The organism is Nocardia sp. NPDC004278, assembly GCF_053602975.1.
The window spans coordinates 99,649-123,939 of record NZ_JBSGEQ010000001.1; the positions used below are offsets into that span (position 1 = coordinate 99,649).

Annotated in this window: 25 protein-coding genes and 1 pseudogene; 13 read left to right on the forward strand and 13 right to left on the reverse strand. The window is 66.4% G+C overall.

Features of this window, described 5'->3' with window-relative positions:
* Nucleotides 1-122: 122 nt before the first annotated feature.
* The 6 genes and pseudogenes from ACWEO2_RS00450 to ACWEO2_RS00475 form a co-directional block, all read right to left on the reverse strand.
* A pseudogene (locus ACWEO2_RS00450) lies at nucleotides 123-1,496 on the reverse strand (DEAD/DEAH box helicase); the annotation flags it as partial.
* 125 nt (nucleotides 1,497-1,621) lie between these two features.
* A complete protein-coding gene (locus tag ACWEO2_RS00455) occupies nucleotides 1,622-2,560 on the reverse strand; it encodes a M56 family metallopeptidase (protein WP_355178747.1) in 939 nt (312 codons plus the stop codon).
* A 64-nt stretch (nucleotides 2,561-2,624) separates the two neighbouring features.
* Nucleotides 2,625-3,017, reverse strand: coding sequence for a BlaI/MecI/CopY family transcriptional regulator (locus ACWEO2_RS00460; RefSeq protein ID WP_354959141.1), 393 nt, complete (start codon nucleotides 3,015-3,017; stop codon nucleotides 2,625-2,627).
* A 110-nt stretch (nucleotides 3,018-3,127) separates the two neighbouring features.
* Complete coding sequence (locus ACWEO2_RS00465) at nucleotides 3,128-3,958, reverse strand: ABC transporter ATP-binding protein (protein ID WP_452403365.1); 831 nt, start codon at nucleotides 3,956-3,958, stop codon at nucleotides 3,128-3,130.
* Nucleotides 3,955-4,986 (reverse strand): FecCD family ABC transporter permease, encoded by a 1,032-nt coding sequence (locus tag ACWEO2_RS00470; RefSeq protein ID WP_452403689.1) that lies wholly within the window; start codon nucleotides 4,984-4,986, stop codon nucleotides 3,955-3,957. The genes ACWEO2_RS00465 and ACWEO2_RS00470 overlap by 4 nt, the downstream gene beginning before the upstream one ends.
* Nucleotides 4,987-5,108: 122 nt before the next feature.
* Nucleotides 5,109-6,182 carry a FecCD family ABC transporter permease gene (locus ACWEO2_RS00475; RefSeq protein ID WP_452403366.1) on the reverse strand — a complete coding sequence of 358 codons (1,074 nt, stop codon included), beginning with the start codon at nucleotides 6,180-6,182 and terminating at the stop codon, nucleotides 5,109-5,111.
* Nucleotides 6,183-6,290: 108 nt separating this feature from the next.
* Between ACWEO2_RS00475 and ACWEO2_RS00480 the strand changes: the two genes are divergently transcribed.
* Complete coding sequence (locus ACWEO2_RS00480; RefSeq protein WP_452403367.1) at nucleotides 6,291-7,004, forward strand: hypothetical protein; 714 nt, start codon at nucleotides 6,291-6,293, stop codon at nucleotides 7,002-7,004.
* Nucleotides 7,005-7,010: 6 nt separating this feature from the next.
* Here ACWEO2_RS00480 and ACWEO2_RS00485 read toward each other — a convergent pair whose 3' ends face one another.
* Nucleotides 7,011-7,514: a nitroreductase family protein gene (locus ACWEO2_RS00485; RefSeq protein WP_452403368.1), complete on the reverse strand. Its 504-nt coding sequence runs from the start codon at nucleotides 7,512-7,514 to the stop codon at nucleotides 7,011-7,013.
* A gap of 231 nt (nucleotides 7,515-7,745) precedes the next feature.
* Between ACWEO2_RS00485 and ACWEO2_RS00490 the strand changes: the two genes are divergently transcribed.
* From ACWEO2_RS00490 to ACWEO2_RS00505, 4 genes are all read left to right on the forward strand, one after another.
* Nucleotides 7,746-8,201 (forward strand): PaaI family thioesterase, encoded by a 456-nt coding sequence (locus ACWEO2_RS00490; protein WP_452403369.1) that lies wholly within the window; start codon nucleotides 7,746-7,748, stop codon nucleotides 8,199-8,201.
* Between the two features lie 67 nt (nucleotides 8,202-8,268).
* Nucleotides 8,269-8,571, forward strand: coding sequence for an urease subunit gamma (locus tag ACWEO2_RS00495; protein WP_412800137.1), 303 nt, complete (start codon nucleotides 8,269-8,271; stop codon nucleotides 8,569-8,571).
* A gap of 8 nt (nucleotides 8,572-8,579) precedes the next feature.
* Nucleotides 8,580-8,906: an urease subunit beta gene (locus ACWEO2_RS00500; protein ID WP_452403370.1), complete on the forward strand. Its 327-nt coding sequence runs from the start codon at nucleotides 8,580-8,582 to the stop codon at nucleotides 8,904-8,906.
* Between the two features lie 95 nt (nucleotides 8,907-9,001).
* Nucleotides 9,002-10,723 (forward strand): urease subunit alpha, encoded by a 1,722-nt coding sequence (locus ACWEO2_RS00505; protein ID WP_354959149.1) that lies wholly within the window; start codon nucleotides 9,002-9,004, stop codon nucleotides 10,721-10,723.
* A gap of 10 nt (nucleotides 10,724-10,733) precedes the next feature.
* Here ACWEO2_RS00505 and ACWEO2_RS00510 read toward each other — a convergent pair whose 3' ends face one another.
* Entirely contained in the window at nucleotides 10,734-10,958 is a 225-nt protein-coding gene (locus ACWEO2_RS00510) for a hypothetical protein (RefSeq protein ID WP_452403371.1), read from the reverse strand.
* A gap of 165 nt (nucleotides 10,959-11,123) precedes the next feature.
* Between ACWEO2_RS00510 and ACWEO2_RS00515 the strand changes: the two genes are divergently transcribed.
* Nucleotides 11,124-11,804 (forward strand): O-methyltransferase, encoded by a 681-nt coding sequence (locus ACWEO2_RS00515; protein ID WP_354959151.1) that lies wholly within the window; start codon nucleotides 11,124-11,126, stop codon nucleotides 11,802-11,804.
* 26 nt (nucleotides 11,805-11,830) lie between these two features.
* Here the strand turns inward: ACWEO2_RS00515 and ACWEO2_RS00520 are convergent, their stop codons facing one another.
* Together ACWEO2_RS00520 and ACWEO2_RS00525 are read right to left on the reverse strand one after the other, a co-directional pair.
* A complete protein-coding gene (locus tag ACWEO2_RS00520; RefSeq protein WP_452403372.1) occupies nucleotides 11,831-12,811 on the reverse strand; it encodes a zinc-binding dehydrogenase in 981 nt (326 codons plus the stop codon).
* Nucleotides 12,812-12,868: 57 nt separating this feature from the next.
* On the reverse strand, nucleotides 12,869-13,546 hold the full coding sequence (locus ACWEO2_RS00525) for a TetR/AcrR family transcriptional regulator (protein WP_452403373.1): 678 nt from the start codon (nucleotides 13,544-13,546) through the stop codon (nucleotides 12,869-12,871).
* A 90-nt stretch (nucleotides 13,547-13,636) separates the two neighbouring features.
* Here ACWEO2_RS00525 and ACWEO2_RS00530 point away from each other — a divergent pair, with 90 nt between their 5' ends.
* Genes ACWEO2_RS00530 through ACWEO2_RS00540 form a run of 3 tightly spaced genes read left to right on the forward strand, consistent with a single transcriptional unit; the run spans nucleotide 13,637 to nucleotide 16,477 of the window.
* Nucleotides 13,637-15,103 carry an MFS transporter gene (locus ACWEO2_RS00530; protein ID WP_452403374.1) on the forward strand — a complete coding sequence of 489 codons (1,467 nt, stop codon included), beginning with the start codon at nucleotides 13,637-13,639 and terminating at the stop codon, nucleotides 15,101-15,103.
* A 50-nt stretch (nucleotides 15,104-15,153) separates the two neighbouring features.
* Nucleotides 15,154-15,558, forward strand: coding sequence for a hypothetical protein (locus tag ACWEO2_RS00535; RefSeq protein ID WP_452403375.1), 405 nt, complete (start codon nucleotides 15,154-15,156; stop codon nucleotides 15,556-15,558).
* 49 nt (nucleotides 15,559-15,607) lie between these two features.
* A complete protein-coding gene (locus ACWEO2_RS00540) occupies nucleotides 15,608-16,477 on the forward strand; it encodes an SDR family NAD(P)-dependent oxidoreductase (protein ID WP_452403376.1) in 870 nt (289 codons plus the stop codon).
* 10 nt (nucleotides 16,478-16,487) lie between these two features.
* Here the strand turns inward: ACWEO2_RS00540 and ACWEO2_RS00545 are convergent, their stop codons facing one another.
* Nucleotides 16,488-17,585, reverse strand: a complete 1,098-nt coding sequence (locus ACWEO2_RS00545) for a 4Fe-4S binding protein (protein ID WP_452403690.1) — start codon at nucleotides 17,583-17,585, stop codon at nucleotides 16,488-16,490.
* Nucleotides 17,586-17,843: 258 nt separating this feature from the next.
* Here ACWEO2_RS00545 and ACWEO2_RS00550 point away from each other — a divergent pair, with 258 nt between their 5' ends.
* From ACWEO2_RS00550 to ACWEO2_RS00560, 3 genes are read left to right on the forward strand one after another with little or no spacing between them, the layout of a single operon-like run.
* Entirely contained in the window at nucleotides 17,844-18,494 is a 651-nt protein-coding gene (locus tag ACWEO2_RS00550) for an urease accessory protein UreF (RefSeq protein WP_452403377.1), read from the forward strand.
* A gap of 40 nt (nucleotides 18,495-18,534) precedes the next feature.
* Nucleotides 18,535-19,251, forward strand: coding sequence for an urease accessory protein UreG (gene ureG, locus ACWEO2_RS00555; protein ID WP_452403378.1), 717 nt, complete (start codon nucleotides 18,535-18,537; stop codon nucleotides 19,249-19,251).
* Nucleotides 19,241-19,891, forward strand: coding sequence for an urease accessory protein UreD (locus ACWEO2_RS00560; RefSeq protein ID WP_452403379.1), 651 nt, complete (start codon nucleotides 19,241-19,243; stop codon nucleotides 19,889-19,891). Before ureG ends, ACWEO2_RS00560 begins: the two co-directional genes overlap by 11 nt.
* A 294-nt stretch (nucleotides 19,892-20,185) precedes the next feature.
* Here the strand turns inward: ACWEO2_RS00560 and ACWEO2_RS00565 are convergent, their stop codons facing one another.
* Nucleotides 20,186-21,625 (reverse strand): NAD(P)/FAD-dependent oxidoreductase, encoded by a 1,440-nt coding sequence (locus ACWEO2_RS00565; protein WP_452403380.1) that lies wholly within the window; start codon nucleotides 21,623-21,625, stop codon nucleotides 20,186-20,188.
* 144 nt (nucleotides 21,626-21,769) lie between these two features.
* On the opposite strand from ACWEO2_RS00565, the gene ACWEO2_RS00570 reads away from it, so the two are divergent.
* On the forward strand, nucleotides 21,770-23,230 hold the full coding sequence (locus ACWEO2_RS00570; RefSeq protein WP_452403381.1) for a cytochrome P450: 1,461 nt from the start codon (nucleotides 21,770-21,772) through the stop codon (nucleotides 23,228-23,230).
* Here the strand turns inward: ACWEO2_RS00570 and ACWEO2_RS00575 are convergent.
* Nucleotides 23,217-24,065, reverse strand: coding sequence for a tat pathway signal sequence (locus tag ACWEO2_RS00575; protein WP_452403382.1), 849 nt, complete (start codon nucleotides 24,063-24,065; stop codon nucleotides 23,217-23,219). The two genes, ACWEO2_RS00570 and ACWEO2_RS00575, sit on opposite strands and share 14 nt — an antisense overlap.
* Nucleotides 24,066-24,291 lie beyond the last annotated feature (226 nt).

Here is a 24,291-nt window from a genome sequence, read left to right on the forward strand (position 1 = left end):
CTCGGCGAATGACCCGAAGACTTCTTCGCACCACCCACACCAGTGCCCCGACCGTCGGCACCGCCGGAACCGGCACCTCGACCGGCGCCACCGGCTCCGGCATTGCGACCGGCAGCACCCGATCCGGCACCGCGACCATTACCGGACGCATTTCGACCGGCGCCGCCGGAACCTGCGCCACGACCGGCGCGATCCGACCCGGCGCCGCGACCAGCACCGCCCGACCTGCGGTTCGACCCACCGCGCCGACCAGCGCCGACCTTCAACTCGCCGTCGTCACCCACCGTCACCGCCGAGTTCGCCGCGACGATCGGTACGCCCGAGGGCTGCTTCGCGCCGGTGATCTGGATCAGGCGCCGATCACCCGGACGAACCTGCACGCCATCGACATCGACGCCCGCCTTGCGGGTCATCTTCTCGACATCGGCGCGTTCCTCTTCGGTGACGAGCGTGACGACGACGCCGTCCTCACCGGCGCGGGCGGTGCGGCCGGCGCGATGCAGATACGCCTTCGGTTCGGCGGGCGGATCCACATGTACGACAAGGGAAATTCCATCGACGTGGATGCCGCGCGCGGCCACATCGGTGGTCACCAGCACCGGTGTGGTGCCGTCCGCGAATGCGGCGAGGGTTCGCACGCGATTGTTCTGCGCCTTACCGCCGTGCAGCGCGCCCGCGGCGATTCCGGACCCGCGCAACTGCTTCGCGAGCCGGTCGGCACCGTGCTTGGTGCGCACGAACATGATGGTCAGCCCGTCGCGCGCCGCGATCTGCGCGGTGATCTCGCGCTTATCCGCCTTGCGCAGGAACAGCAGGTGGTGCGACATGGTGGCGACCGACGCCGACGGCGGTGCGGTCGAATGCGTGACCGGGGCGCGCAGGTAGCGCTTGACCAGCTTGTCGACCTCACCGTCGAGGGTGGCCGAGAACAGCAGTCGCTGACCGTCTTTCGGCGTCCGGTCGAGCAGCTTGGTGACCTGGGGCAGGAAGCCCATATCGGCCATATGGTCGGCCTCGTCGAGTGCGGTGACCCGCACCTCGGACAGATCGGCGGAGCGCTGGTTGATCAGATCTTCGAGGCGCCCCGGCGTGGCGATGAGCAGATCGACACCGCGCGCGAGCCGATCGGCCTGCCGCTTGATCGGCGCGCCGCCGACCACCGAGGCCACCCGCAACCCCAGCGATAACGCCGCATTGTCCAGCGCCTTCTCGATCTGGGCCGCCAGTTCCCTGGTCGGCACCAGCACCAGACCGCGCGGTTTACCCGGCTTGGCCTGGGCGCCGGTGAGCAGCGCGAGCATCGGCAGCCCGAAGGCCAGGGTCTTGCCGGAGCCGGTCGGTCCGCGCCCGAGCACGTCCCTGCCCGCCAGCGCATCGGTCGCCGTCGCGGCCTGGATCGGGAACGGGGCCTCGATGCCGTCGCGGCGCAACGCCTGGACGAGCACGGCGGGTAGGCCCAGCTCCGCGAAGGTGGTGGCAGGGGTGGAGGAGGTCAAAGGGGGTGTGTGCCTTTCATGTCTCGGCGCGGGCGGATCCGGGCACGCGGGGTGCCGCCGAGATGGTTGGGCCCGGTCATCGCCGGATGCGGTAGGACCGGGTGTATCAGGTGGAACCGGATGAATCAGTTACGGAGCAGTCGATCCAGTTCGACCAGCCAGGGTACCGCGACGGCCATGGTCGGGACCACCAGGATGGCCGCCGACCCCAGATAGGCCGCCGCGGCGACCCGAATATCGCCGATGCGTCCACCCAGTCGCTGGATGCGGATCAAGGTGGTCGGACCGCCAGCGGCGAGCGCGCCCTGCGGTGCGGTGGATTTCGCGCAGGCGACCAGGGCGCGGGCCAGCGGCTTCGGGCCGGTGACCTTCACGGCCGAATCGTCGGCGAGCAGTTCGATCAGCAGTTTCACCGAGCCGAGCGCGGCCTTGCTGCGCACCACCCGGGGGAATGCCTCGTGCACCGCGGTGAAGGCCTCGAGCACCAGGTCGTGGCGGGCCCGCAGATGGGAGCGTTCATGGCTGACGATGGCCGTGACCTCGGCGTCCTGCAGGCTGGTCAGCGTGCCCTCGCTCAATACCACCCGCTGGCGCAGGCCGGGCAGGCAGTAGGCGATCGGCTCGGTCGAGCCGAGCACCCGGATATCGGCGGCCCGGCGCTGTGGTCCGCTCTGGTCGAGCAGATCGACGAGCATGCGGTGGCGCGCCCGACGCCTGCGGGTGTGCACGCCGACGCGCACTATCGCGTACATCAGTCGCGCGCCGACCAGCAGCGTCAAGGCGAAGACGAAAACGTACGCCAGCCACAGCGGCAGTCCGAGCGCATCGATCTCGCGCGCCGGGGAGGTGGTCGGGCGACCGTCCGGTCCCGGTACGAGTAGTTGGGCGGCGATGGCCAGCCCCGAACCGAATGCGCTGAGCACGGCTGCGAGCGCGATGGCCTGCCACAACACGAGCGCAGCACGCGGTGTCCGATACGGCCAGGTCGCGCGGCTCAACAGCGCTGGGGCGGGCCCCGCGAGAAGCAAAGCGAGACCGGCAAAGACCGGCGCGGTTGCGTTCATCGACTCAGCTCACTGCGTTGTGGGGCCAGGGCACTCACCTCATTGTGAGGCCAGGATCCCAAGACTACTGCTTCGGCGGCGCAGTATCTTCGGATGCCTCGAGCTTAGCGAGTGCTTCGCGCAACGCGTCCGTGTCGTCCCTACCGACCTGTTCAACGAAGTGCACGAGCGCTGCCGCGCGGCTGCCCGCCACATCGGCTTGTTGCAGTGCGTCGACCATCAAGCTGGCCACCAGTTCATCGCGGGTGTGCACCGGGGCGTAGCGGTGGGCGCGGTCGTCGCGTCGCTGCACCACGAGGTTCTTCTTCGCCAGTCGTTGCAGCACCGTCATCACCGTGGTGTACGCGAGCTCACGGCGGGCGGCCAAAGCCTCGTGTACCTGCCGTACGGTCTGCGGTTCGTCAGTCGACCACAGCTGGTCCATGACCGCTTTCTCGAGTTCACCAAGTCCTGCCATTCCACAAGTTTACGGACTCAACGACACAATTGCGTACTACAGGTCGTCGTAACTGCTCGATAGCTGGTGTGGTATTTGTCATAGGTTGTGCGGCAGCCCCAGCACTGGGACTAGCCCGGCACCGCGTCCGATTCGAAGGCGGCTCGGACGTGTCGCGTTCCTATGGGCACGATCATGGGTCGACCGGACACCGGATCCTCCAAGACGGACGCGTCGAGATCGAAGACCTCGCGCAGCAACGCCACATTGATGATGTCGGCGGGTGCGCCCTGGGCGACGATGCGTCCGTCGCGCATGACGATGAGCCGGTCGCTATAGCGGATGGCCAGGTTGAGATCGTGCAGCACCATCACCACGGTGCGGCCGTGCTCGTCGTGCAGGCGGTCGACGAGGTCCAGGACCTCGACCGAATGTGCGAGATCGAGATAGGTGGTCGGCTCGTCGAGCAGCAGGATGTCGGTGCCCTGGGCCAATGCCATCGAGATCCAGGCGCGCTGGCGCTGCCCGCCGGACAACTCGTCGAGGGTGCGATCGGCCAGATCGGCAATGCCCGTCGCGGCGAGCGCGGAGATGACCTCGTCTTCGTCGGTGGCCGACCACTGCCGGATCCAGGACTGGTGCGGATGACGTCCGCGCGCAACGAGATCCGCGACGGTCAGCCCCTCGGGTGCGACCGGCGACTGCGGCAGCATGCCGACGATGCGCGCGACATCCTTGGTCTTCATCGACGAGATCGCCTTGCCGTCCAACAGGATTCGGCCCTGTTGCGGGCGTAGCAGGCGACCCAGCGCGCGCAACATGGTCGACTTGCCGCAGCCATTGGGGCCGATGACGGTGGTGACCACGCCGGGGGCGATATCGATGCTGAGTCCGTCGACGATGACGCGGTCGCCGTAGCCGAGGGTGACTTCCTGTGCGGAGAGCCGCGTGTCGGTGGTCATGACAGGGTCGCCTTCCGATTCATACGCACGAGCAGGTAGAGCAGGAACGGTCCGCCGAAGGCGGCGGTCACGACACCGACCGGCAGGTCGACCGGAAATAGCGTGCGCGCGGCAACATCCGCGCCAACCACCAGGATGGCACCGATGAACGCCGAGCCGATGAGCGGTTCGCCGGGAGTTCGCAGCAGTCGGCGCGCGATCTGCGGTGCGGCGAGCGCCACAAATCCGACCGGACCGACCGCGGCGGTGGCTACCGATGCGGCCACCACGGCCGCGCCGATCAACAGGGCCTGCTGGGTCTGGATCCGAACCCCGAGCACCCGGGTGGTATCGGTGCCGAGGCGCAGCGCGGCAAGGGTTCTCGCGGAGCCCACCGCCACCAGCGCGACCACGGCCAGTGCGAGCGCGGCCGGAATCAGCTCGGTCCGATCGGCGCTATTGAGTGAGCCATTGAGCCAGAGTTGCCCACGGGCCGCATCCTGCAGGCTGGCGCGGGTGAGCAGAAAGCTGATGCCGGACAACAGGAATGCGTTCACCCCGATGCCGATCAGTACCAGTCGCATCGGGGTGACACCGCGGTCGCCGGTCACGCCGCGGCCCCAAGCGAGTAGGTAGATGGCGGTCGCGGTGCACAGCCCACCGGCCAGCGCGGCCAGCGGGGCGCCGACACTCGCGGCGAATCCCGTTGTCGTGCCGCCGGTTCCGACGAGGACGGCAACGGCACCCAGGCTGGAGCCGGTGGTGATGCCGAGGATATCCGGCGCGGCCAGCGGATTGTGCAGGATGGACTGGGTGATCGCACCCGCGATGCCGAGTGCCGCACCGACGACCAGCGCGGTGAGCGCGCGCGGCAAACGGGATTCCAGCACGATGAAACGCTGGGATCGGGTGCCGCCGCCGGTCAGCACATCCAGGACGCGGCCGAGCGGAATGTGGGTGTCGCCGAGGGCGATATCGAGGCAGAAGAGTGTGAGCAGGGTGGCGGCGAGTGTGAGAACTATGAGCGCCATGGTGGGGCGCAGCACCATGGAGACCGGGCCGAGGCGCAGGGCGGGGCGGATGCGATTCAGCGGTATCTCGGTCGATGCTGGGGTCGGTGCCTGCGCGAAGGCGGTGTGATCCGGGGAGAGCTCATCCATGATTCGGTCGCTCACAGGCTCACCAACCTCTTGCGACGGACGAGCAGGATGAAGAACGGCGCGCCGATGGCCGCGATCATCACACCGACCTGTAACTCGCCGGGGCGCGCCACAATTCGCCCGGCCACATCGGCCACGAGCAGCAGCAGCGCGCCGAGCAGTCCGGAATACGGGATCAGCCAGCGGTAGTCGGGGCCGGTGAAAACCCGTGCGATATGCGGCACGACCAACCCGATGAATGCGATCGGGCCGACGGCCGCCGTCGCCGCGCCACTCAGCAAGACGATCGCGGCCAGTCCGAGCGCCCGGCTGCGCCCGATATGCACGCCGAGCCCGCGCGCGACCTCGTCACCGAGGCTGAGCAGATTCAACCCGGGCGAGGCCACGACGGCGAGTACCACGCCGAGCGCCAAGAACGGCAAAACCTGCCAGAACACCTCGGCATCGCGTCCGCTCACGGTGCCGACCACCCAGAATCGGTAGCTGTCCAGCGCCGCATTGTCCAGCAGCACAATGGCATTCGTCATGGCCTGTAGGAATGCGGTCACCGCGGCACCGGCCAGCACCAAGCTGAGTGGGCTCGCCTTGCCACCGCCGATCGCCGACACCCCGAATACCACCGACCCCGCGGCCAGTGCTCCCGCGAAGGCGAACCAGATGTACTGTTCGGGCGCGGTCAGTGTGAACAGGTAAATACTCAGCGCCGCAAGGAATGCCGCGCCCGCATTCAAGCCGAGCAGTCCCGCGTCGGCGAGCGGATTGCGGGTATAGCCCTGGATCAGCGCACCGGCGATACCCAGTGCGAGCCCGGTGACCAGCGCAAGTGCGGTGCGCGGCAGGCGAAGTCCGCGCACGATCTCCTCCGCGGTTGATCCGGCCGGGCAGTGGAACGGTCCGCCCGGGCAGGTCAAGGCATTGTGCACGGCGTCGTAGACGGTGCCGGGTGACAGCGATCGGGTGCCGATCGCGATGCTGGCCACGGCGGCGAGCAGCAGTAGCGCGCTCAGCAGGACGAGCCCGAGTCGACGATGACGTGCTGGATTCGTTCGTCGCGCCCCCGGCGCGATGGTGCGTGATGCCGTCACAGCGACGAACTTCTCCTGACTCGATATGCGGTGCCGGTTGCTAGGTCTGGTAAGCCTAACCTATCTTTACGACCCGACCTCATTACCGAGCCGACCCGAGGAGGTTCGATGCCCGAGTCAGTGGCAACCCGCATGCCCGGCCAGCCCCATGTGGCGTTCGGGAGAGCGTGTGCCCGGCTGCGCTCACTACAACCCGAACACCCGCGGGTCTACGCGGTGGCCGCCATGTCCGAGCAGGGCAGGCGGCGCTGGTGGCGGCTCGCCGACGGATTGCGCGAGGGTCGGATCGAGTTGATGTACCGGCGCCATGTCGCGGAGATGATCAGCGCCGATACTGCCGCCGAAGTGGTGGCGACCGCGCTGATCCACGCGGTGATCGGGCGGGTGGTCGCCCTGCTGATGGCCGAGGGGCGGGTGTGGGACCCGGGTATCGACAACCTGTGGATCCACGCCGATAATGACGGCGGCATCGACTGGGCTGGGTTGGACGACACCACGATTCGCGTACTCGACGGCGATCGACTGGCGGGCGGGCCCGGTGTGGTGACTTTGCCGTGCGAGCAGGCAATGTACGTCTGGCTTGCGCATCGGTGCGAGCCGTCGCTGCGATTGATCCAGTGGACCTTGGCGGGCTGCGCGGGGCTCGGTGAGCGCCGGTTCTGGTCCCTCGTCGGCGAATCCATTGTCGGCGCGGCCACCTATGTGCCGGATCTGGCGCGGACGGATTCCTTGGTGGGTGCGCGGCGTGGTGCGGGATTGCTGCTTGCGCTGGAGGAGCGCGGTCTGCCGGTGCGACGTGCGGTGGGGTGCCCGGTTCGGTAGACGCTGCTATGTCCAGGTGAGCAGGGTTGACCCGGGCAGCCGTCCGGTGGGGATGGCCGATGGACTCCGGTGTCGGTGTGGGTCTCGGCGGCCGATGGCGATCGCGTGGTGTGGCAGCCAGCCGGGCTGGATATCGAGCAGGGCGACCACCCGAGTGACGTTGTCTGCGGGGTGAAATGTGGTGACGCAGGTGCCGAGGCCGTGGTTGTGAGCCGCCAAGCACAGTGACTGGCAGATGCGACCCATATCGAACTCGGTATCGGTGAAACCGTTGTCCGCGGAGAGCAATACGAGGATCAGTGGCGCCTCGGCGAGATGGCCCGCATAGTGGCCGAGCTTGCGCAGTTCGACCCGCAGCGCGTCGGTGGTCACGGCGATGAACCGCCATGGTTGACGGTTGCGCGCCGAACCGGTCCACCGGGCCGTATCGATGATGTCCTCGACGGTCGAGCGCGGGACGCGTTCTGGCAGAAAGTGTCTGGTAGACCGCAGGATCTTGATCGAATGCACCGCCGCGAGCCTAGTGCGACACGGCGTGGAGTTGCCTAGTTAGGTAAGCCTGACCTATTGTAATAACGGCGTTGGGATCGGCCGAGCGTTCCGGAGGGCTGCCGTGAACCCCCGATCCATTGCCGCGGCGGGCTCTGTGTGCATTTGGAGCCCGCCGCTCTGTATCGGGATGCAAACGGCCATCGGGGAGCATCGTGCGAGACCCGAGACACGCTGTGCCAAGGTGAATGCATGACACAGCAGGAAGTTGCCCAGATCCAGTCGCTGGCCGAGGTCACGCCGGAGCTGCTTACCGAGCTCAGCAAGAACACCTTCACCGATCTGATCGGCCTCGAATTCACCGAGGTCACGCCGGACCGGGTGCGTGGTGAGCTGACCGCGGGACCGCAGCTGCAGCAGCTGGCCGGCATTGTCAACGGCGGCGTGTACTGCACCGTCATCGAATCGCTCGCCAGCGTCGGCGGCGGGGTCTGGTACACCGCACAGGGCAATAAGGGCACCGTGGTCGGCGTGAACAACAACACCGACTTCCTGCGCTCGGTGCGCGAGGGCAAGGTCTTCGGCGAGGCGACGCCGCTGCACCGCGGCCGGTTGCAGCAGCTGTGGCAGGTCGTGCTCACCGACGATGAGGGACGCACGGTCGCCCGCGGCCAGGTGCGGCTGCAGAATCTGCCCGCCAGGGATTGACCGGCACCCCCGACACGGGCGTGCCAGAATTACCGTCACCCTGATCCACGACCGCCGAGGAGCCCGGATGCGACTGTCGCCGCATGAGCAGGAACGGCTGCTGCTGAGTTATGCGGCCGAACTGGCCCGGCGCAGGCAGGCGCGTGGACTCAAGCTGAATCATCCCGAGGCGGTCGCGCTGATCACCGACCACGTGCTCGAGGGTGCGCGCGACGGGCGCACCGTCGCGGAGTTGATGTCTTCGGGGCGAACGGTTCTCACGCGTGCCGATGTGCTCGAGGGCGTGCCGGAGATGATCCACGATGTGCAGGTCGAGGCCACCTTTCCGGATGGCACCAAGCTGGTCACCGTCCATCATCCGATCGGTTAGGGGCGGTGATGGCTGATTCTCCGCTCGTCCCGGGTGAATACTTCTGTGCGGAGGGCACTATCGAGCTGAACGCGGGCGCGGATCGGATCGAACTCGATGTCGTGAACACCGGTGATCGGCCGGTCCAGGTGGGCAGCCACGTGCATTTTCCACAGGCCAATGCCGCGTTGCGTTTCGATCGGGCGGCCGCGCACGGGCGTCGGCTCGATATCCCCGCCGGAACCGCGGTGCGCTTCGAACCCGGTCTCGGACAACGAGTTTCGCTGGTCCCGCTCGGCGGCGCCCGTGCGGTCCATGGCATCAGCCTGACGCCTCCCGGACGTCTCGATGACTAGCGCGAGACCGCCTGCACGATGCGTATGCCGCGCGGGTTTGCGCAGACGATTCGGTGTGGGGCGCATGATTCCGTGCGCCCGGGAGGTAGGACGCGATGAGTGAGCTGAGCCGCGCACGGTATGCCGAGCTCTTCGGACCGACCACCGGCGACCGAATTCGCCTGGCGGACACCGATCTGCTCATCGAGATCACCGAAGATCGCAGCGGCGGGCCTGGTCTCGCGGGCGATGAGGCCGTATTCGGCGGTGGCAAGGTATTGCGCGAATCCATGGGACAAGCCCGCGCGACCCGGGCCGAGGGCACCCCGGACACCGTGATCACCGGCGCGGTAATCATCGACCATTGGGGAATCATCAAGGCCGACGTCGGCATTCGCGACGGCCGCATCTGCGCGATCGGCAAGGCGGGCAATCCGGACACCATGAACGGGGTGCATCCGGATCTGGTGGTCGGTCCGAATACCGAGATCATCGCGGGCAATGGCCGCATCCTCACCGCGGGCGCGATCGACTGTCATGTGCACTTCATCTGTCCGCAGCTGATGGACGAGGCGCTCGGCGGCGGCATCACCACCCTGATCGGCGGCGGCACCGGTCCCGCCGAGGGCAGCAAGGCGACCACGGTCACGCCCGGATCGTGGCATCTGGCACGGATGTTGGCGGCCACCGACGGCTGGCCGATGAATATCGTGCTGCTCGGCAAGGGCAATACGGTCAGCGCCGAATCCATGTGGGAGCAATTACGTGGCGGCGCAGCGGGTTTCAAACTGCACGAGGACTGGGGGTCCACTCCGGCCGCGATCGATGCCTGCCTCACCGTCGCCGATGCGGCGGGTGTCCAGGTGGCGCTGCATTCGGACACCTTGAACGAGGCCGGATTCGTCGAGGACACCATCGCCGCCATCGCGGGCCGCGGCATCCACGCGTATCACACCGAGGGTGCCGGTGGCGGGCACGCGCCCGACATCATCACCGTCGCCTCGCATCTCAATGTGCTGCCCAGCTCCACCAACCCGACCCGCCCGCACACGGTCAACACCTTGGACGAGCACCTGGACATGCTCATGGTGTGTCACCACCTCAGCGCGTCCATCCCGGAGGACCTCGCGTTCGCGGAGAGTCGGATCCGGCCCTCCACCATCGCCGCCGAGGATCTGCTGCACGATCTCGGCGCGATCTCGATGATCGGCAGCGACTCACAGGCCATGGGTCGCATCGGCGAGGTCGTCATGCGCACCTGGCAGACCGCACACGTCATGAAGCGCCGCCGTGGTTCGCTGCCCGGTGACGGCGCCGCCGACAATGCGAGGGTGCGGCGCTATATCGCGAAGTACACGATCTGCCCGGCGATCGCGCACGGCCTGGACGACGAAATCGGTTCGGTGGAAGTGGGCAAGCTCGCCGATCTGGTCCTCTGGGATCCGGCATTCTTCGGTGTTCGTCCGCACGCCGTCCTCAAGGGCGGTGCGATCGCCTGGGCCGCCATGGGTGATGCCAACGCCTCCATCCCGACCCCGCAGCCGGTGTTGCCGCGCCCCATGTTCGGTGCCGCACCACTGGTCGCCGCGGACACGTCTGTGCACTTCGTTTCCGAACAGGCCATCGAGGACGGTCTCGCCGAACGTCTCGGCCTGCGCCGAAAACTGGCTCCCGTCAAGAACGTTCGCCGCGTTACCAAGGCGGATATGACCAACAACGACGCCATGCCCCGCATCGAGGTCGACCCGGACACCTTCACCGTCCGCATCAATGGTGAGGTCTGGACGGAACAGCCCGCCACCGAGTTGCCGATGGCCCAGCGGTATTTCCTGTTCTGAGGACGTCGCCTCAGCGGAATCCGTACGGACGCATGTTGCCGCGCGCGTCGCCGCAGTTGCCCGCGGCACGAACCCCTCCGTGATCTGCACCGAGATCATGTCCTGTATGCGCCGCGCCCAGGCTGGACGCCGCCACCAAGTCGAAGGCTTGGTCCACGACGTGGTCGGCGAGGCAGGCTCCGCCATCATCGGCCAGTACGCGAACCGCTTCCCCGACGTGGATCCGCCGCACCACGGCCGCGCCGCTATCGAGATCTTGTGTGTGTGTCGCGCATAGGTTGCTGCAACCTGTGCGAGGTGGCCGAAAGATGTGCGCGAACCGCCAGGGGCGGCTGAATTCCATGCGGTTGCTGGTGTCCGATTGCGGCGGTATCGGGGTGTGCGGTGGCAGACTGCGGGTATGACGACCTTTGAATGGGCCGATGTGGACAGCTACCTGGTGGAGACTCTGGTGGGAGAGGGGGATTCGACTGCGGCGGCATTGGCCGCGAACTCGGCGGCCGGGCTGCCCGCGATCGATGTATCGCCCGCGCAGGGGAAGTTCTTACATCTGATCGCGCGGTCGGTCCAGGCGCGTCGGGTGCTGGAGATTGGGACGCTCGGCGGGTACAGCACGATCTGGCTGGCCCGCGCGGTGGGCAAGGAGGGGCAGGTGGTCACCCTGGAGTTCGAGCCGCGGCACGCGGCAGTGGCACGGGAGAATCTGGATCGGGCCGGAGTCGGCGAACGGGTCGATATCCGGGTCGGCGCGGCCCTGGACAGCCTGCCGGTGCTGGCCGATGAGGATCCGGACCCGTTCGACCTGGTGTTCATCGATGCCGACAAGGTCAACAATTCGAACTATGTGCTCTGGGCGCTGCGCCTGACCCGCCCCGGATCGGTGATCATCGTCGACAATGTGGTGCGCAATGGTGCTGTCGCCGACGAGCATTCCGACGACCCGATGGTGCAGGCGAGCCGCGATCTGATCGATCTGCTGGCCGCTGAGCCGAGTCTCGATGCGACGGTGCTGCAGACGGTGGGCAGCAAGGGCTGGGACGGCTTCGTATACGCGGTGGTCAACGGCGAGTCGGTCGACTAGCAGCTGGTTGGCTGGGGCTATCGCTGCTACGCCTGAAGTACCACCTTGCCGACGGTGCCGCGTGTCTCCAGCGCGCGGTGCGCACCGACGGCATCGGCCAGCGCGAAACGCTGGACCGCGGGCCGCAGTCGACCGGCTGCGGCCTCGGCCATGGCCTTGTCCTCGAGCGGGCGCAGATCACCGCCGACCCGCTGGATGAGGCGCGGTCCGACGACCAGTTCGGAAGTGATGCCGCGCGCCGCCAACTCCTGCTCCGACAGCGATAGCGGCGCGCCATTGGCCGCGCCATAGACGAGATGCTGTCCGCCCTTACCGAGCAGATCGATTGCGGCGCCGCTTATTTCGCCGCCGACACCATCGAACAGTACGGTGGCACGCCGGTCGCCGAGTCGCGCGAGCACCTGAGCTGGCCAGTCGGGGAGTAAATAGTCGATCGCGATATCCGCTCCATTGCGTTGCACCAGTTCGACTTTCGCTGGTCCACCGGCCAGGCCGACCACGGTGGCGCCGACGTTCTTCGCATGCTGAACCAGCAGGGTCCCGATGCCGCCTGCCGCCGCGGTTACCACCACCACGCTGTCGGGACCGAGTTCGGTGAACAACAAAATCCCCATGGTCGTTCGCCCGGTGCCGATGATCGCGACCGCCTCGGCCGCATCGAGATCGGTCGGAATCTCGTGCAGCCGAGCGGTTTCCGTCACGGCCAACTCGGCATAGCCACCGGGAACCGCCCCGAGATGTGCGACCACCCGCTTGCCGAGCCAGGACGTATCGACATCCGGCCCGATCCGGTCCACGATCCCGGCGACCTCACGGCCCGGAATGGTCGGCAGCTGTGGCAGCGGGTACGGTCCGGGCTCGCCCCTGCGCAACGCGGTATCGATGACGTGCACGCCCGCCGCCGCGACTCGGATGAGCACCTGCCCCGGTCCGGGCACCGGATCGGGCACCGTTTCGTAGCGCAGATTCTCGGCCGGTCCGAAGGCATGAAGGCGGATGGCGTGCACGGTGACTCCTGTTCGTCGGCGATCGAGTCAACCGTGCAACCTGAAGTGCCATTCAGGTCAAGACGTGCTCGTCCGAACGCAGCGGGCCTCGAATCCGTCGCAGAGTGCGGACAATCCGAGATACAGCAGATCCTCCGAAGTGAGATCGCTCACACCGCTGCCGTTCAGATCGGCGAGTGCGGGCGGAATCGGCAGCTGTGATTTTCCTTCTAGTAATGCCCGCAGTCCGTTGTCTCCTTCCGGATTCATGCCCTTGCGCGCGACCAGTGCGCCACTGATATGCGGGAGCGTGGCCCCGGAGATGTAGTTCCACACCGCGAAGGCCATGGTTGCCGCCTCGCGGGTCGAGACATCCAACTCGCGCAGACCCTCGACCAGCCACGCGAAACAGGCCAGGCCCTGCGGACCGAAACTGTAGCGGGGCATGGCGAAGGTCAGCAGCACCCACGGATGCTGTTGGTAGAGCGCCCAATCGATCTCGGCGGCAATGCGGACCCGGTCGCGCCAAGTCCAGTTCTGCCCCTCTGGTGAGGGGTACGGGTTGCGAGCCGATATCTCGTCGGTCATCAGGGCGAGCAGTTCGTCCTTATTCGCGACGTGCCGGTACAGCGACATGGCGCCGACACCCATCCGCTCGGCGATATGTCGCATGGACAACCCGTCGAGACCTTCCTCGTCGGCGAGGGTGATCGCGGTGTCGACAATGGCGGGTCGGGTGAGCTTCGGCTCGGTCATCCCATGACTCGCTTCCAGTTTTGGGGCCGCATGCGTACACTGTACCCGGACTGACGCGTACGCCGTACGCGACACGGAGAGGATTCGGGAATGACTCAGGTGGAGGCCGCGCGGGTGGCGACGGCGCCGACGGGTTCGCGGCGCGCTCGGCTGGGCCTCGCGGTGCTATTACTGCCGGTGCTGCTGGTGTCGATGGATATCTCGGTGCTGTTCCTGGCCATGCCGACGCTCACCCTGGATCTCGATCCGTCGGCCGCGCAGCAGCTGTGGATTCTCGATATCTACGGCTTCCTCATCGCGGGCCTGCTCATCACCATGGGCAATCTCGGGGACCGGATCGGGCGGCGCAATATTCTGCTGGCCGGTGCCTCGGTATTCGGCATCGCCTCGGTCGTCGCGGCCTTCGCCCCGAGTGCGGTGGTGCTGATCATCGCCAGGGCGCTGATGGGTATGGGCGGTGCGACCCTGCTGCCGTCGAGTCTCGCGCTGATCTCCAGCCTGTTTCCGAATGCCCGCGAACGCGCTGCGGCGATCGGGGTGTGGACCGCGTTCTTCGCGGGCGGATCCGCGGTGGGGCCGGTACTCGGCGGTTTGCTGCTGCACCACTTCTGGTGGGGCTCGGTATTTCTCATCAATATTCCGGTGCTGCTGATCCTGCTCGCCTTCGGTCCGTTCGTACTGCCCGAACATCGCTCGGGTGTGGTCGGGCCACTCGATATTCCGAGTGTGCTGCTGTCGATCGGCGGCATCCTCCCGGCGGTGTACGCGGTGAAGCAGATCGCGGCCGAGGGGTTCGACATCGCATCGATAGGCATCGGACTCGTCGGCGTCGCATTGCTCGCCGTCTTCGTGCGACGGCAGCGGCAGCTGGCCGAACCGCTGCTGGACCTGCGGTTGTTCCGGCGGGTGCAGTTCACAATCGCCATCGGATCGAGTCTGGTCGGCATGATGTCGCTGGCGGCGATGAGTTATCTCACCAGCGTCTATCTGCAATCGGTGACCGGACGTGAGCCGCTGGCGGCCGCGCTGTTCGGGATTCCGATGGCGATCGCGGTTTTCCTCTGCTCGATGGGCGGTGCGCGGATCGGGCACAAGCTCGGGGTGCGTCCCACCTTCGTGCTGGCGCTGCTGGCCGCCGCGGTGGGCAATGTCATGCTGATCGGTGTCGGCGTGGACGGCGGAATCGCCTGGTACCTGGCCGGATCCACGATTGCGGGCATCGGTTACGGCCTGGCCTTCACCCTGGTGTCGGATGTGGCGGTGTCCTCGGTGCCGCCGGAGCGGGCCGGTTCCGCGGTCGGGATCTCCGAGACCAGTTTCGAACTGGGCAATGCGCTCGGCTTGGCGCTACTGGGTTCGATTGCGGCGCTGGTCTTCCGATCGGGCGGTGCCTATGCGGACACCCTCGGCGAAACCATTCAGCACGCGGACGGGAACACCGCGCTGATCGATTCCGCGCGCGAATCCTTCGTCTCCGGAATGCACATCGCGACCTCGGTCGGCGCGGTGCTGCTGGTGGCGATGGCGGCGGTCGCGGCATTCGCGCCGCGGCGCTGAACGGCGCGCCTGCGCGGGTTCGGGCTCGATTCGCGATATAATTAGATGTCATGTTTTCTCATGACATCACCTCGATCGAGGGCTTTATCCGCAGATACGACGAGATCGTCGCAACGTCCGATTTTGCCACGCTGCCAAGTCTTTTCGAACCCGTCATCCTGGTCACCACGCCGAGGTCGAGTCACTGTCTGAGCCGGGAGGAGTTCGTCGCGGGCGCGAAAGCCCGGGCGCGCCAGTTCGATTCGGGGCCGCGGGCACGGTTGGTCGAGCAGACGACCATCGAACTGGGCGGGCATTATTGGCTGACTTCGGCGCGGTGGACGCTGTCGTTCGGCGCCCGGTCGCTCGATGTCTACAGCGACTTCCTGGTCCGGCGGGCCGCGGACGGGCCGCGGATCGCGGCCTATCTGACCCGCCAGGATCTGCCCGAGCTGCTGCGCGCCGCCGATGAGTGATCATCGATACGGGAGGTGTCTGGGCCGGTTGGCGCATACAGTCGATAGCGTGAACGACACTCCCGCTTCGAGCAATGGCCGCCCGCTCGCCGAGCGGGTGGCGGCGTGGCTGCTGTATCCGACCTCGCGGCCGCGCGAGAAAACCCTGCGTACGGCGGTCGCGGGCCGGGTCGTGCTGGTGACCGGCGCCTCGCACGGCATCGGCAAGGCCACTGCGCGCAAACTGGCGGCGGCCGGTGGGGTGGTGCTGCTGGTGGCGCGCTCGGTCGACGAGCTCGAGCAGGTGGCGGCCGACATTGCCGCCGAAGGCGGCACGGCATACGCGTACCCGACGGATATGACCGATATGGATGCCGTCGAAAAGCTCGGCCGCAATCTATTGGCCGAACACGGTCACATCGATGTGCTGATCAATAACGCGGGCAAGTCGATTCGCCGCTCGATCGACGATTCCTATGACCGATTCCATGATTTCACCCGCACCATCGACGTGAACTACCTCGGCCCGGTCCGCCTACTGCTCACCCTGCTGCCGAGTATGCGCGAACGCAAACAGGGCCATATCGTCAACATCTCCACCTGGGGCGTGCTCATGCCGCCCGCTCCGCGGTGGGCCGCCTACGGTGCGTCGAAATCCGCCTTCGATGTCTGGTTGCGCAGCGCCGCGGCCGAAATCGCCGCCGATAAGGTCACCACCACCTCCATCTACATGCCGCTGGTACACACCAGGATGAGCGCACCGACCGACTTCAGTCGCGTCCCCGGACTGACCGTCGACGAAGCCTCCGATCTGGTCTGTTACGCGGTAACCGCCAGACCGCGCGAGATCGCGCCCTGGTGGTCGCACCGTATCGAAGCCTGGTCGGCTCTGACCCGCAAAGGGGCGCAGCGCTTCATGGAGCGTTCCTTCCGACGCTAGCCAGGCCCGGTCAGTCGGCTCGATTGCGCGGCCGGGGGCGCGGGCCGATCTGATCGAGCAGGTCGTTGACCTCGTCCGGGAACCCATTGGTCACGGCCTGCGGTGTCTTATTCGGGAACCGGCGCGTGACATGCTCTTGTGCGGCGGATCCCGGCAGGACGTAGACGGGTTCGGGCTTGTTCTGCAATGGGCGCACGACGTCATCGAGGTGGCCCTTGCGATCGTCGAGGTAGGCGCCGATCACATCCTCACCGGCCGGGCAGACGGCCATGCAGTAACCGGCCTTGTAATTGGGTTTGAACGACAGGCTCTGCCACATCGAGAACGATTCGCCGGTGCTGACGCGCTCGCGGTATTCGGCGGCGTCATCGCTGTCGGCGACGGTTTCGGCCCAATCGGTGAAGCCGCCCATGAACTCGCGGTAGTTGTGCGTATAGCAGGCCTGGAAATCGAAGCCGCCGTCGTTGGTGATCGCGCCCACCGGACATGCGGAGACGCAGAGCTTGCATTCCAGACACGGGCTGAAATCCAGCGATGCGCTCGGTTCGTCGATCACCGCGTCGGTGACCACCGTGCCGAGCAGGATGAAGTTGCCGAACTTCGGGTGAATGACATTGCGGTGGATACCCATAACGCCGAGCCCGGCCGCCTCGGCCACCACCTTGTGTGCGATCACCCATATGCGACCCGGAAACTTATCGACCTCCATGGGATATCCCGGGGCCGGATAGACGGCACGGTATCCGGCATCCTGTAGCGCTCTGGTTATCCGCCGTGACACCTCATTGGTTTCGTCATCGGCGTGGTTGAACTCGGTATTGGCGAGGCTGCGCATGGTGCTGCGCAGGTTGTCCCGGTTCATCCGGACGCAGAAGGCCACGAATGTCCGTGCGGAGGGCAGGATTTCGCGCGCGTGCTCGAGTTCGACCGCCACGCGCGGGTCCTCGACCGGCACGAAGCCCACATCGTCGGCTCCGGCCTCGAGGCAGAGCTCGCGCAGCCGCGAAACGCTCAGCACCGGATCAGGTTTCGTGCGCGCCCGTTCGGCCATCCGCTGCACGGTCGGGTGCTCCGCCAGCCGCCGCTGCCCTGTTGGTTCCTGGTTCATTGCCGACATCGGCCCTCCTCGTTGACGCGAGACCGGCACGGCCTCAGGAAGATAGACCCCGCCGAGCGCCGAAACTCATCGCACATTGGGCATGTCGTGGGAATCGGCACTCGATTGCGGTCGGTTTCCCCCCAAGAGTGACCGACATATCGAATCCGATACAGCACCGTGTCGATCTACACCCTGTCCCGATCCGAAGATCATGTGTGGCCCGGTCGGGGTGAGGGAGCCCGACCGGGCCACGCATAGGATCGACGGATGGACAGATCGGGAGGCAGTGGGTTGGCGACATTGTTCGCGCTGGCCGATTCGCGGCTGCCGATCGGGGGACATGTGCATTCCGGCGGTGTGGAGGAGGCGGTGGCGTCCGGGATCGTGCGCGATGTCGGGACGGTCGAGTCGTATTTGCGGCGGCGGATCCGGACATCGGGGCTGGTGGCGGCGTCATTGGCGGCGGCAGTGTGCGCGGGGAAGTTGGCTGCGGTGCGGGCCGAGGCAGAGGCGGATGCGCGGACGCCGGCTCCGGCCACGCGGGCGGCATCGCGGGCACAGGGGCGTGGGTTGCTGCGGTTGGCGAAACAGGTTTGGCCAGGAGCGGATTGGGCGGTGCTCGGCGCGCGGCCGCATCTGTCCACGGCATTCGGCGTCGTGGGCCACATCTGCGGGGCGACTCCGGAGGACACCGCGGCGGTTGTCGTCTATACGACCATGACCGGAGCCGCGACAGCGGCGCAGCGGTTGCTCGCGCTGGATCCCGCGGCGGTCGCCGCCAGCACGATTCGGCTCGGCGAACTCTGTGATCGCACCGCGGCCGAGGCCGCGACCGGACTCGCCGCGCTGTCGGACCCGCTGCAGGATGTGCTCGCCCAGCGACACCTGGTGCGCGATATGCCCCTGTTCGCGTCCTAGGTGCGTGATCGGCAAGGATGAAGGCGGAAAGGAGCACGATATGCCACCCCATCTGATCGACGGCGAGCCGCATCAGCACTCCCATGACCGCCCCAAGCGTGCGCGCACGCTCGGAGAGGCGCTGCGCATCGGCATCGGCGGACCGGTCGGTTCGGGCAAGACCGCCCTGGTGGCCGCTCTGTGCCGGCAGCTGCGCGATGAACTCTCCCTCGCGGTGCTGACCAATGACATCTACACCACCGAGGACGCCGACTTCCTGCGCCGCAACGCGGTGCTACCGGACGAGCGGATCACCGCCGTCCAGACCGGTGGCTGCCCGCACACCGCCATCCGCGACGACATCACCGCCAACCTCGACGCCATCGACGATCTGATCGCGGCCAATCCGCCGCTGGACCTGATCCTGGTGGAATCCGGCGGCGATAACCTCACCGCCACCTTTTCCTCCGGCCTGATCGATGTGCAGATCTTCGTCATCGATGTGGCGGGCGGCGATAAGGTGCCGCGCAAGGGCGGCCCCGGTGTGACCTTCTCGGATCTGCTGGTGATCAATAAGACCGATCTCGCCCCGCTGGTCGGTGCCGACCTCGGTGTGATGGAGCGCGATGCCGCGAAGGTCCGCGAGGGTCGCCGGACCGCGATGATCTCGCTGACCGAGGATCCGGCCGCCACCGACGTGCTCGCCTGGGTGCGCGAGCAACTGCACGCGATCGCCGAGCAGGATGGGTCGGCCACCGAATCCGCTGTTGCGCACTGAGGTTCGCATTGTCGCGGCCGTCGGCACGCTGCCCGAGATCCACGCGAGCGGCGGGCTGGCGGTTCGGCGCACCGGTCCCGATACCGTCCATCTGATCGGCACCGCCGCGACCCCGCTCGGTGGCGACGAGCTAGATATCGAGATCGTGGTCGGCGTGGGCGCGCGGTTGGTCGTGCGCTCGGTCGCCGCCACCATCGCACTGCCCAGCGCGGCAACGCCACTGTCATTGGCGCACTGGCGTTTCGATGTCGCGGGCGCACTGGATTTCGATCCGGAGCCGACGATCGTTGCGGGCGGCGCGCACCATCACGCCGTCACCGAGGTGCGGCTGATGCCCGACGCCCGGCTGCGGCTGCGCGAACGGGTGCAGATCGGCCGCACCGGCGAGGATAACGGCGGCTGGTGTGGTGATCTCATTGCCGACGTCGGGGATCTGCCGCTGCTGCGGCACCGGCTGGAACTCGGCGCGGACGGTGCGACAGACGATAACCTGGGCGCCCCAAGAGCATTGGACAGTGAACTTGTCTACCCCGACGACCGGCCCGCGGACACGACCGGTTTGGTCGCATCCCGCCTCCCGCTGGCCATCGGTGGGACCCTGTCCACACGAACCGGAGTGCTGCTGGGCCCGAACGGCTGACTTCCGATTCGCCGACTCGAAAATGTGTAGTCGGTCACAGCTTCGGGCCGCTCGCAGCCCTACGGGTGTAGCGGCGGTTCGGGCGGGGGAATGAAAAGAGGTGGGAACCCGACAGCGTCGTCAGGTTTCCACCCCGGTCCGGTGTTCGGTCAGTCGCCTACGACCCGAGAGGGTGCGTTGAACGCGCTGACAGCCGCCGCGGCGACCCCGGCGAAATGTCGATCGACCCGACCGGAGGGGCGCTCGGATGGGTGCGATTTATGCCTCGGCGGATAAAGGCCGGTTTCGGGCGAATCAGCCCACTTTGCGGTTGGCCGCCTTATCGGTGAGCGCGGCCTTTCCGTTCTCCGCGGGCGGTGCACCGAGCGCGGCGGCGAGCTCGTCGGCCTCCTGTTGATCGGCCTGAACCGCCTCCACCGCGAGTCGGGCGAACACCCACTGTTCGGTGGCGGCCATCTGCCCGCGGCTGCGGCCGAGGAAGGTTACGAACCACTGGATGACGGTGATGATCCGGCTGCGGTAGCCGACCAGGTAATAGAGGTGCAGCGCCAGCCAGGCCAGCCAGGCGATGAACCCGCCGAATTCCAGCTTGCCGATCTGGCAGACGGCGCTGAACCGCGACACCGTCGCCATACTGCCCTTGTTGAAGTACTTGAACGGCTTACGATCCTGCGGTGCTTGGCCGTTCAGCCCGGCCTTGATCTGCTTGGCCGCATAGGTCGCGCCCTGGATCGCGCCCTGCGCCTGACCGGGCACATTCGGTACCGACATCAGGTCGCCGACCACGAAGACATTCGGATGGCCCTTGACGGTCAGATCGGGTTCGACGATGACGCGACCGGCGCGGTCGACCTCGGTGCCGTCGGACTGCTCGGCCAGCATCTTGCCCAGCGGGCTGCCCTGCACACCGGCCGACCACACCTTGCACGAGGATTCGATGCGGCGCACGGTGCCGTCGGCGTCCTTCACCGTGACACCGTGCGCGTCGACATTGGTGACCATGGCGTTGAGCTGGATCTCCACGCCCATCTTCTCCAGCCGACGCTTTGCCTTACCGCCCAGCTTCGGGCCCATCGGGCCGAGTACCGCGCCCGCGCCCTCGAGCAGGATCACCCGCGCATCGCGCGGATCGATGTTGTGGAAGGTGCCTTCCAGGGTGCGATCGGCGAGTTCGGCAATCTGCCCCGCCAATTCGACACCGGTGGGTCCGGCGCCGATCACCACGAAGGTGAGCAGGCGGTCCCGCAGCTCCTGGGTGACGGCCAGTTCGGCCCCTTCGAATGCGCCCAGGATGCGCGCGCGTAGCTCCAGCGCGTCATCGATGGTCTTCATGCCGGGGGCGTAAGTGGCGAACTGGTCGTTACCGAAGTAGGACTGCTGCGCGCCGGTCGCCACGATCAGGCTGTCGAAAGAGGTGACGGTGTTCTGGTTGAGCAGCTGCGAGGTGACCGTCTGCTGCTCGAGGTCGATATCGATGACATCGCCGAGCAAGACCTGCGCGTTCTTCTGCTTGCGCAGCACCAGCCGGGTCGCGGGGGCGATCTCGCCAACGGACAGGATGCCCGTGGCCACCTGGTAGAGCAGGGGCTGGAACAGGTGGGTCGAGGTCTTCGAGATCAGGGTGATGTCGACGTCGGCCCGCTTGAGGTGCTTGGTTCCGAACAAGCCGCCGAAGCCCGACCCGATCACCACCACCCGGTGGCGATGGTTCTCCTCGACAGACTGAGTGCTCATCGTCGGTGCTCCTCAAACCTGGGGTGGCGGCCCCTCGAACGTTACTGACCCGACTTACGGTAGTCGGCGCTCTGCTGGCCGTCACGGCGAGATCCCGGTTGTTGATGTGCTGCGATGCACCACTGCTGTCGAATACCATAGATCATGTCCGAGAATGCGTCGTTGATCGACATTCCTGACGACCATGTGATCGATCGACTATTGCGCCGGGTTCCCGAGCGTCATCATGTGCTGGCCACACCGCCACGGGGCAGTTCCGCGACCGCGGTGAGCGGCGATGCCGGATTGCCGTATTTCGGGCGAGGTCTGCACTATCTGCGCTGGGGTCCGGCGGAAATGATGGACCGGTATCGCCGATACGGCCCGGTTTCACTCAATTCCTCGCTGGGATTGGATCGGGTGCTGGTCTGTGGTCCGGAGGCGATAGATGAGGTGCTCGGCAAGCGCCGCCGCGACTTCGGCCAAGGGTGGGATTACTTCATCGGCTCGTTCTTCGGGCGCGGACTACTGCTGCTCGAATTCGACGAGCACCTTTTCCATCGTCGGATCATGCAACAGGCCTTCACCCGAGAGCGGCTCGAAGCGCATCTGGTGACATTGACGCCGGTGGCGCGGGCGGCCATCGGCCGGTGGGCGTCGGAACAGAGCGGCACGGTCCGGCTCTATCCGACGATCAAGGAATTGACGCTGGAAATTGCGAGTGAGACCTTCATGGCCGTCGATGTCGGTACGCAGCGCCGCAAACTCATCGACGCGTTCATCGATTGCACCCATGCCGGGCTCGCGATCATTCGACATTCCGTGCCCGGTGGCAACTGGCGCGCCGGGCTGCGCGGGCGGCGGGTGCTCGAGCAGTACTTCACCGAAATGCTGCCGCAGAAGCGCCGGACCGAGTCGGCGGATTTCTTCTCCGCGCTGTGTCATGCGCGCACCGAGGACGGCGCCGAATTCAGCGACGCGGATGTGGTGAACCACATGATCTTCCTCATCATGGCCGCGCACGACACCACGACGACCACCGCCACCGCCGTCGCCTATTACCTCGGCAAACATCCCGAATGGCAGCGCCGCGTGCGGGCCGAAGTGCTGCGCGTCGATGCGGAAATCGGTAGTGCCGCACCGACGATCGCCGATTTGGACCGCATGCACGACCTGGATCTGGTCATCAAGGAGAGTCTGCGGTTGATGCCGCCGGTACCCGGTTTCGTGCGGCGTGCGGTGCGCGATACCGAGATTCTCGGGCATTACATTCCGGCTGGCACGCCCGTCGATTGCGCCTATCACATCAACCACTTCCTGCCGGAGCTGTGGACCCGGCCGGACGTGTTCGATCCCGAACGCTTCGGCGAGGCGCGGCGCGAGGACAAATCGCATCGACTCGCCTGGGTGCCGTTCGGGGCGGGCGCGCACAAGTGCATCGGCATGCACTTCGGAACCCTCGAGGTGAAGACGATCATCGCGGCATTGGTACGCGATTATGAGTGGGAACTCCCGGAGGATTACCGAATGCCGTGGGGGTTCACGACAATTCCGTTCCCCCGGGATGGTGCGCCCGTGCTATTGCGTTCGCGAGCGGGTAGCTCGAATCAGCTCAGCGTCCGCTGAAAAGCAGTTCCGCGACCTTGGTGTCGGTGGCGGCACCCTCGGTGTAGCCGCCATCGCCGCCGAGCGAACTCATGATTGCCAGGGTGTAGCGCTCGCCGGGACCTGCGAAGCCTACCGAATTGACCACCCAGCCGCCCTGTTCCTCCGACCAGCCGTTCTTCAGGCCCGGCCGCATTGCCGCGCCCGCACCCCAGAGGCCCCAGTGCTGGTTGCTGTCAACCGCGCGCATGCGATCGAGCAGATAGTTCCGGTCGTCGGGATGCATATGGTTGAAGACCGAATCCATCAGCCGATCCAGATCGGCGGGCGTGCACTTCTGGAACGACCAGTCCGGGAACAACGCGGTATTGGTCGGCTGCGGAACCAGCGTCACCATGCCATTGGCGCGGAAGGCATTGTTATAGGCCATCCGATCGATGCCCGCGTATTTGTTCCAGAGGATGTCGGCGGCTTGGTCATTGGACGTGGCGAGCATGGATTCCATCAGCGCGCGGTCGTCGGGACCGAGTCCGATCACACCTGCCCGTGCGCGGTTGAGCAGGTCAACGGCGATGGCAAGTTTGATGGTGGACGCGGTCCAGACCGCATTCTCCGCATTCTCGTTCGCATACACCCCGCCGCTGACCCGATCACGGACGACGTAACCCGTCACACCGGGCCGATTCTTCAGATACGCATCGACAGCGGCGATTCGGCTGCTCATATCGCAATCGAAACCGGCCAGGCAGCCCTGCGTATGCACCAGAGGCGCGGCAAAGGCCGACGGAATCAGCGCGGGGGTAGTGGGGACCAGGATCGCCGCAGCGGCGAGAACAGAGACGGAGGCGTGACGCACGAGGCAACACGATCGCACATCGGCGGGCCGGACGCACGTCTTGAGCTCTGCGCGACGCTGTGGTAGCACGGGTTGCGTGCTTGCACCGCAGTGTCTTTCGTCAGAGCGCCTAGTGAAAGGCCGCGTGTAGTTCCTCGACGGTGCGCCCGTTGAGACGGTAGCAATGAGCGAAGGCCTCGGCATGTTGGTCACGTGGCCAGGTGTGTAGCACAACGGTCCGGCCATA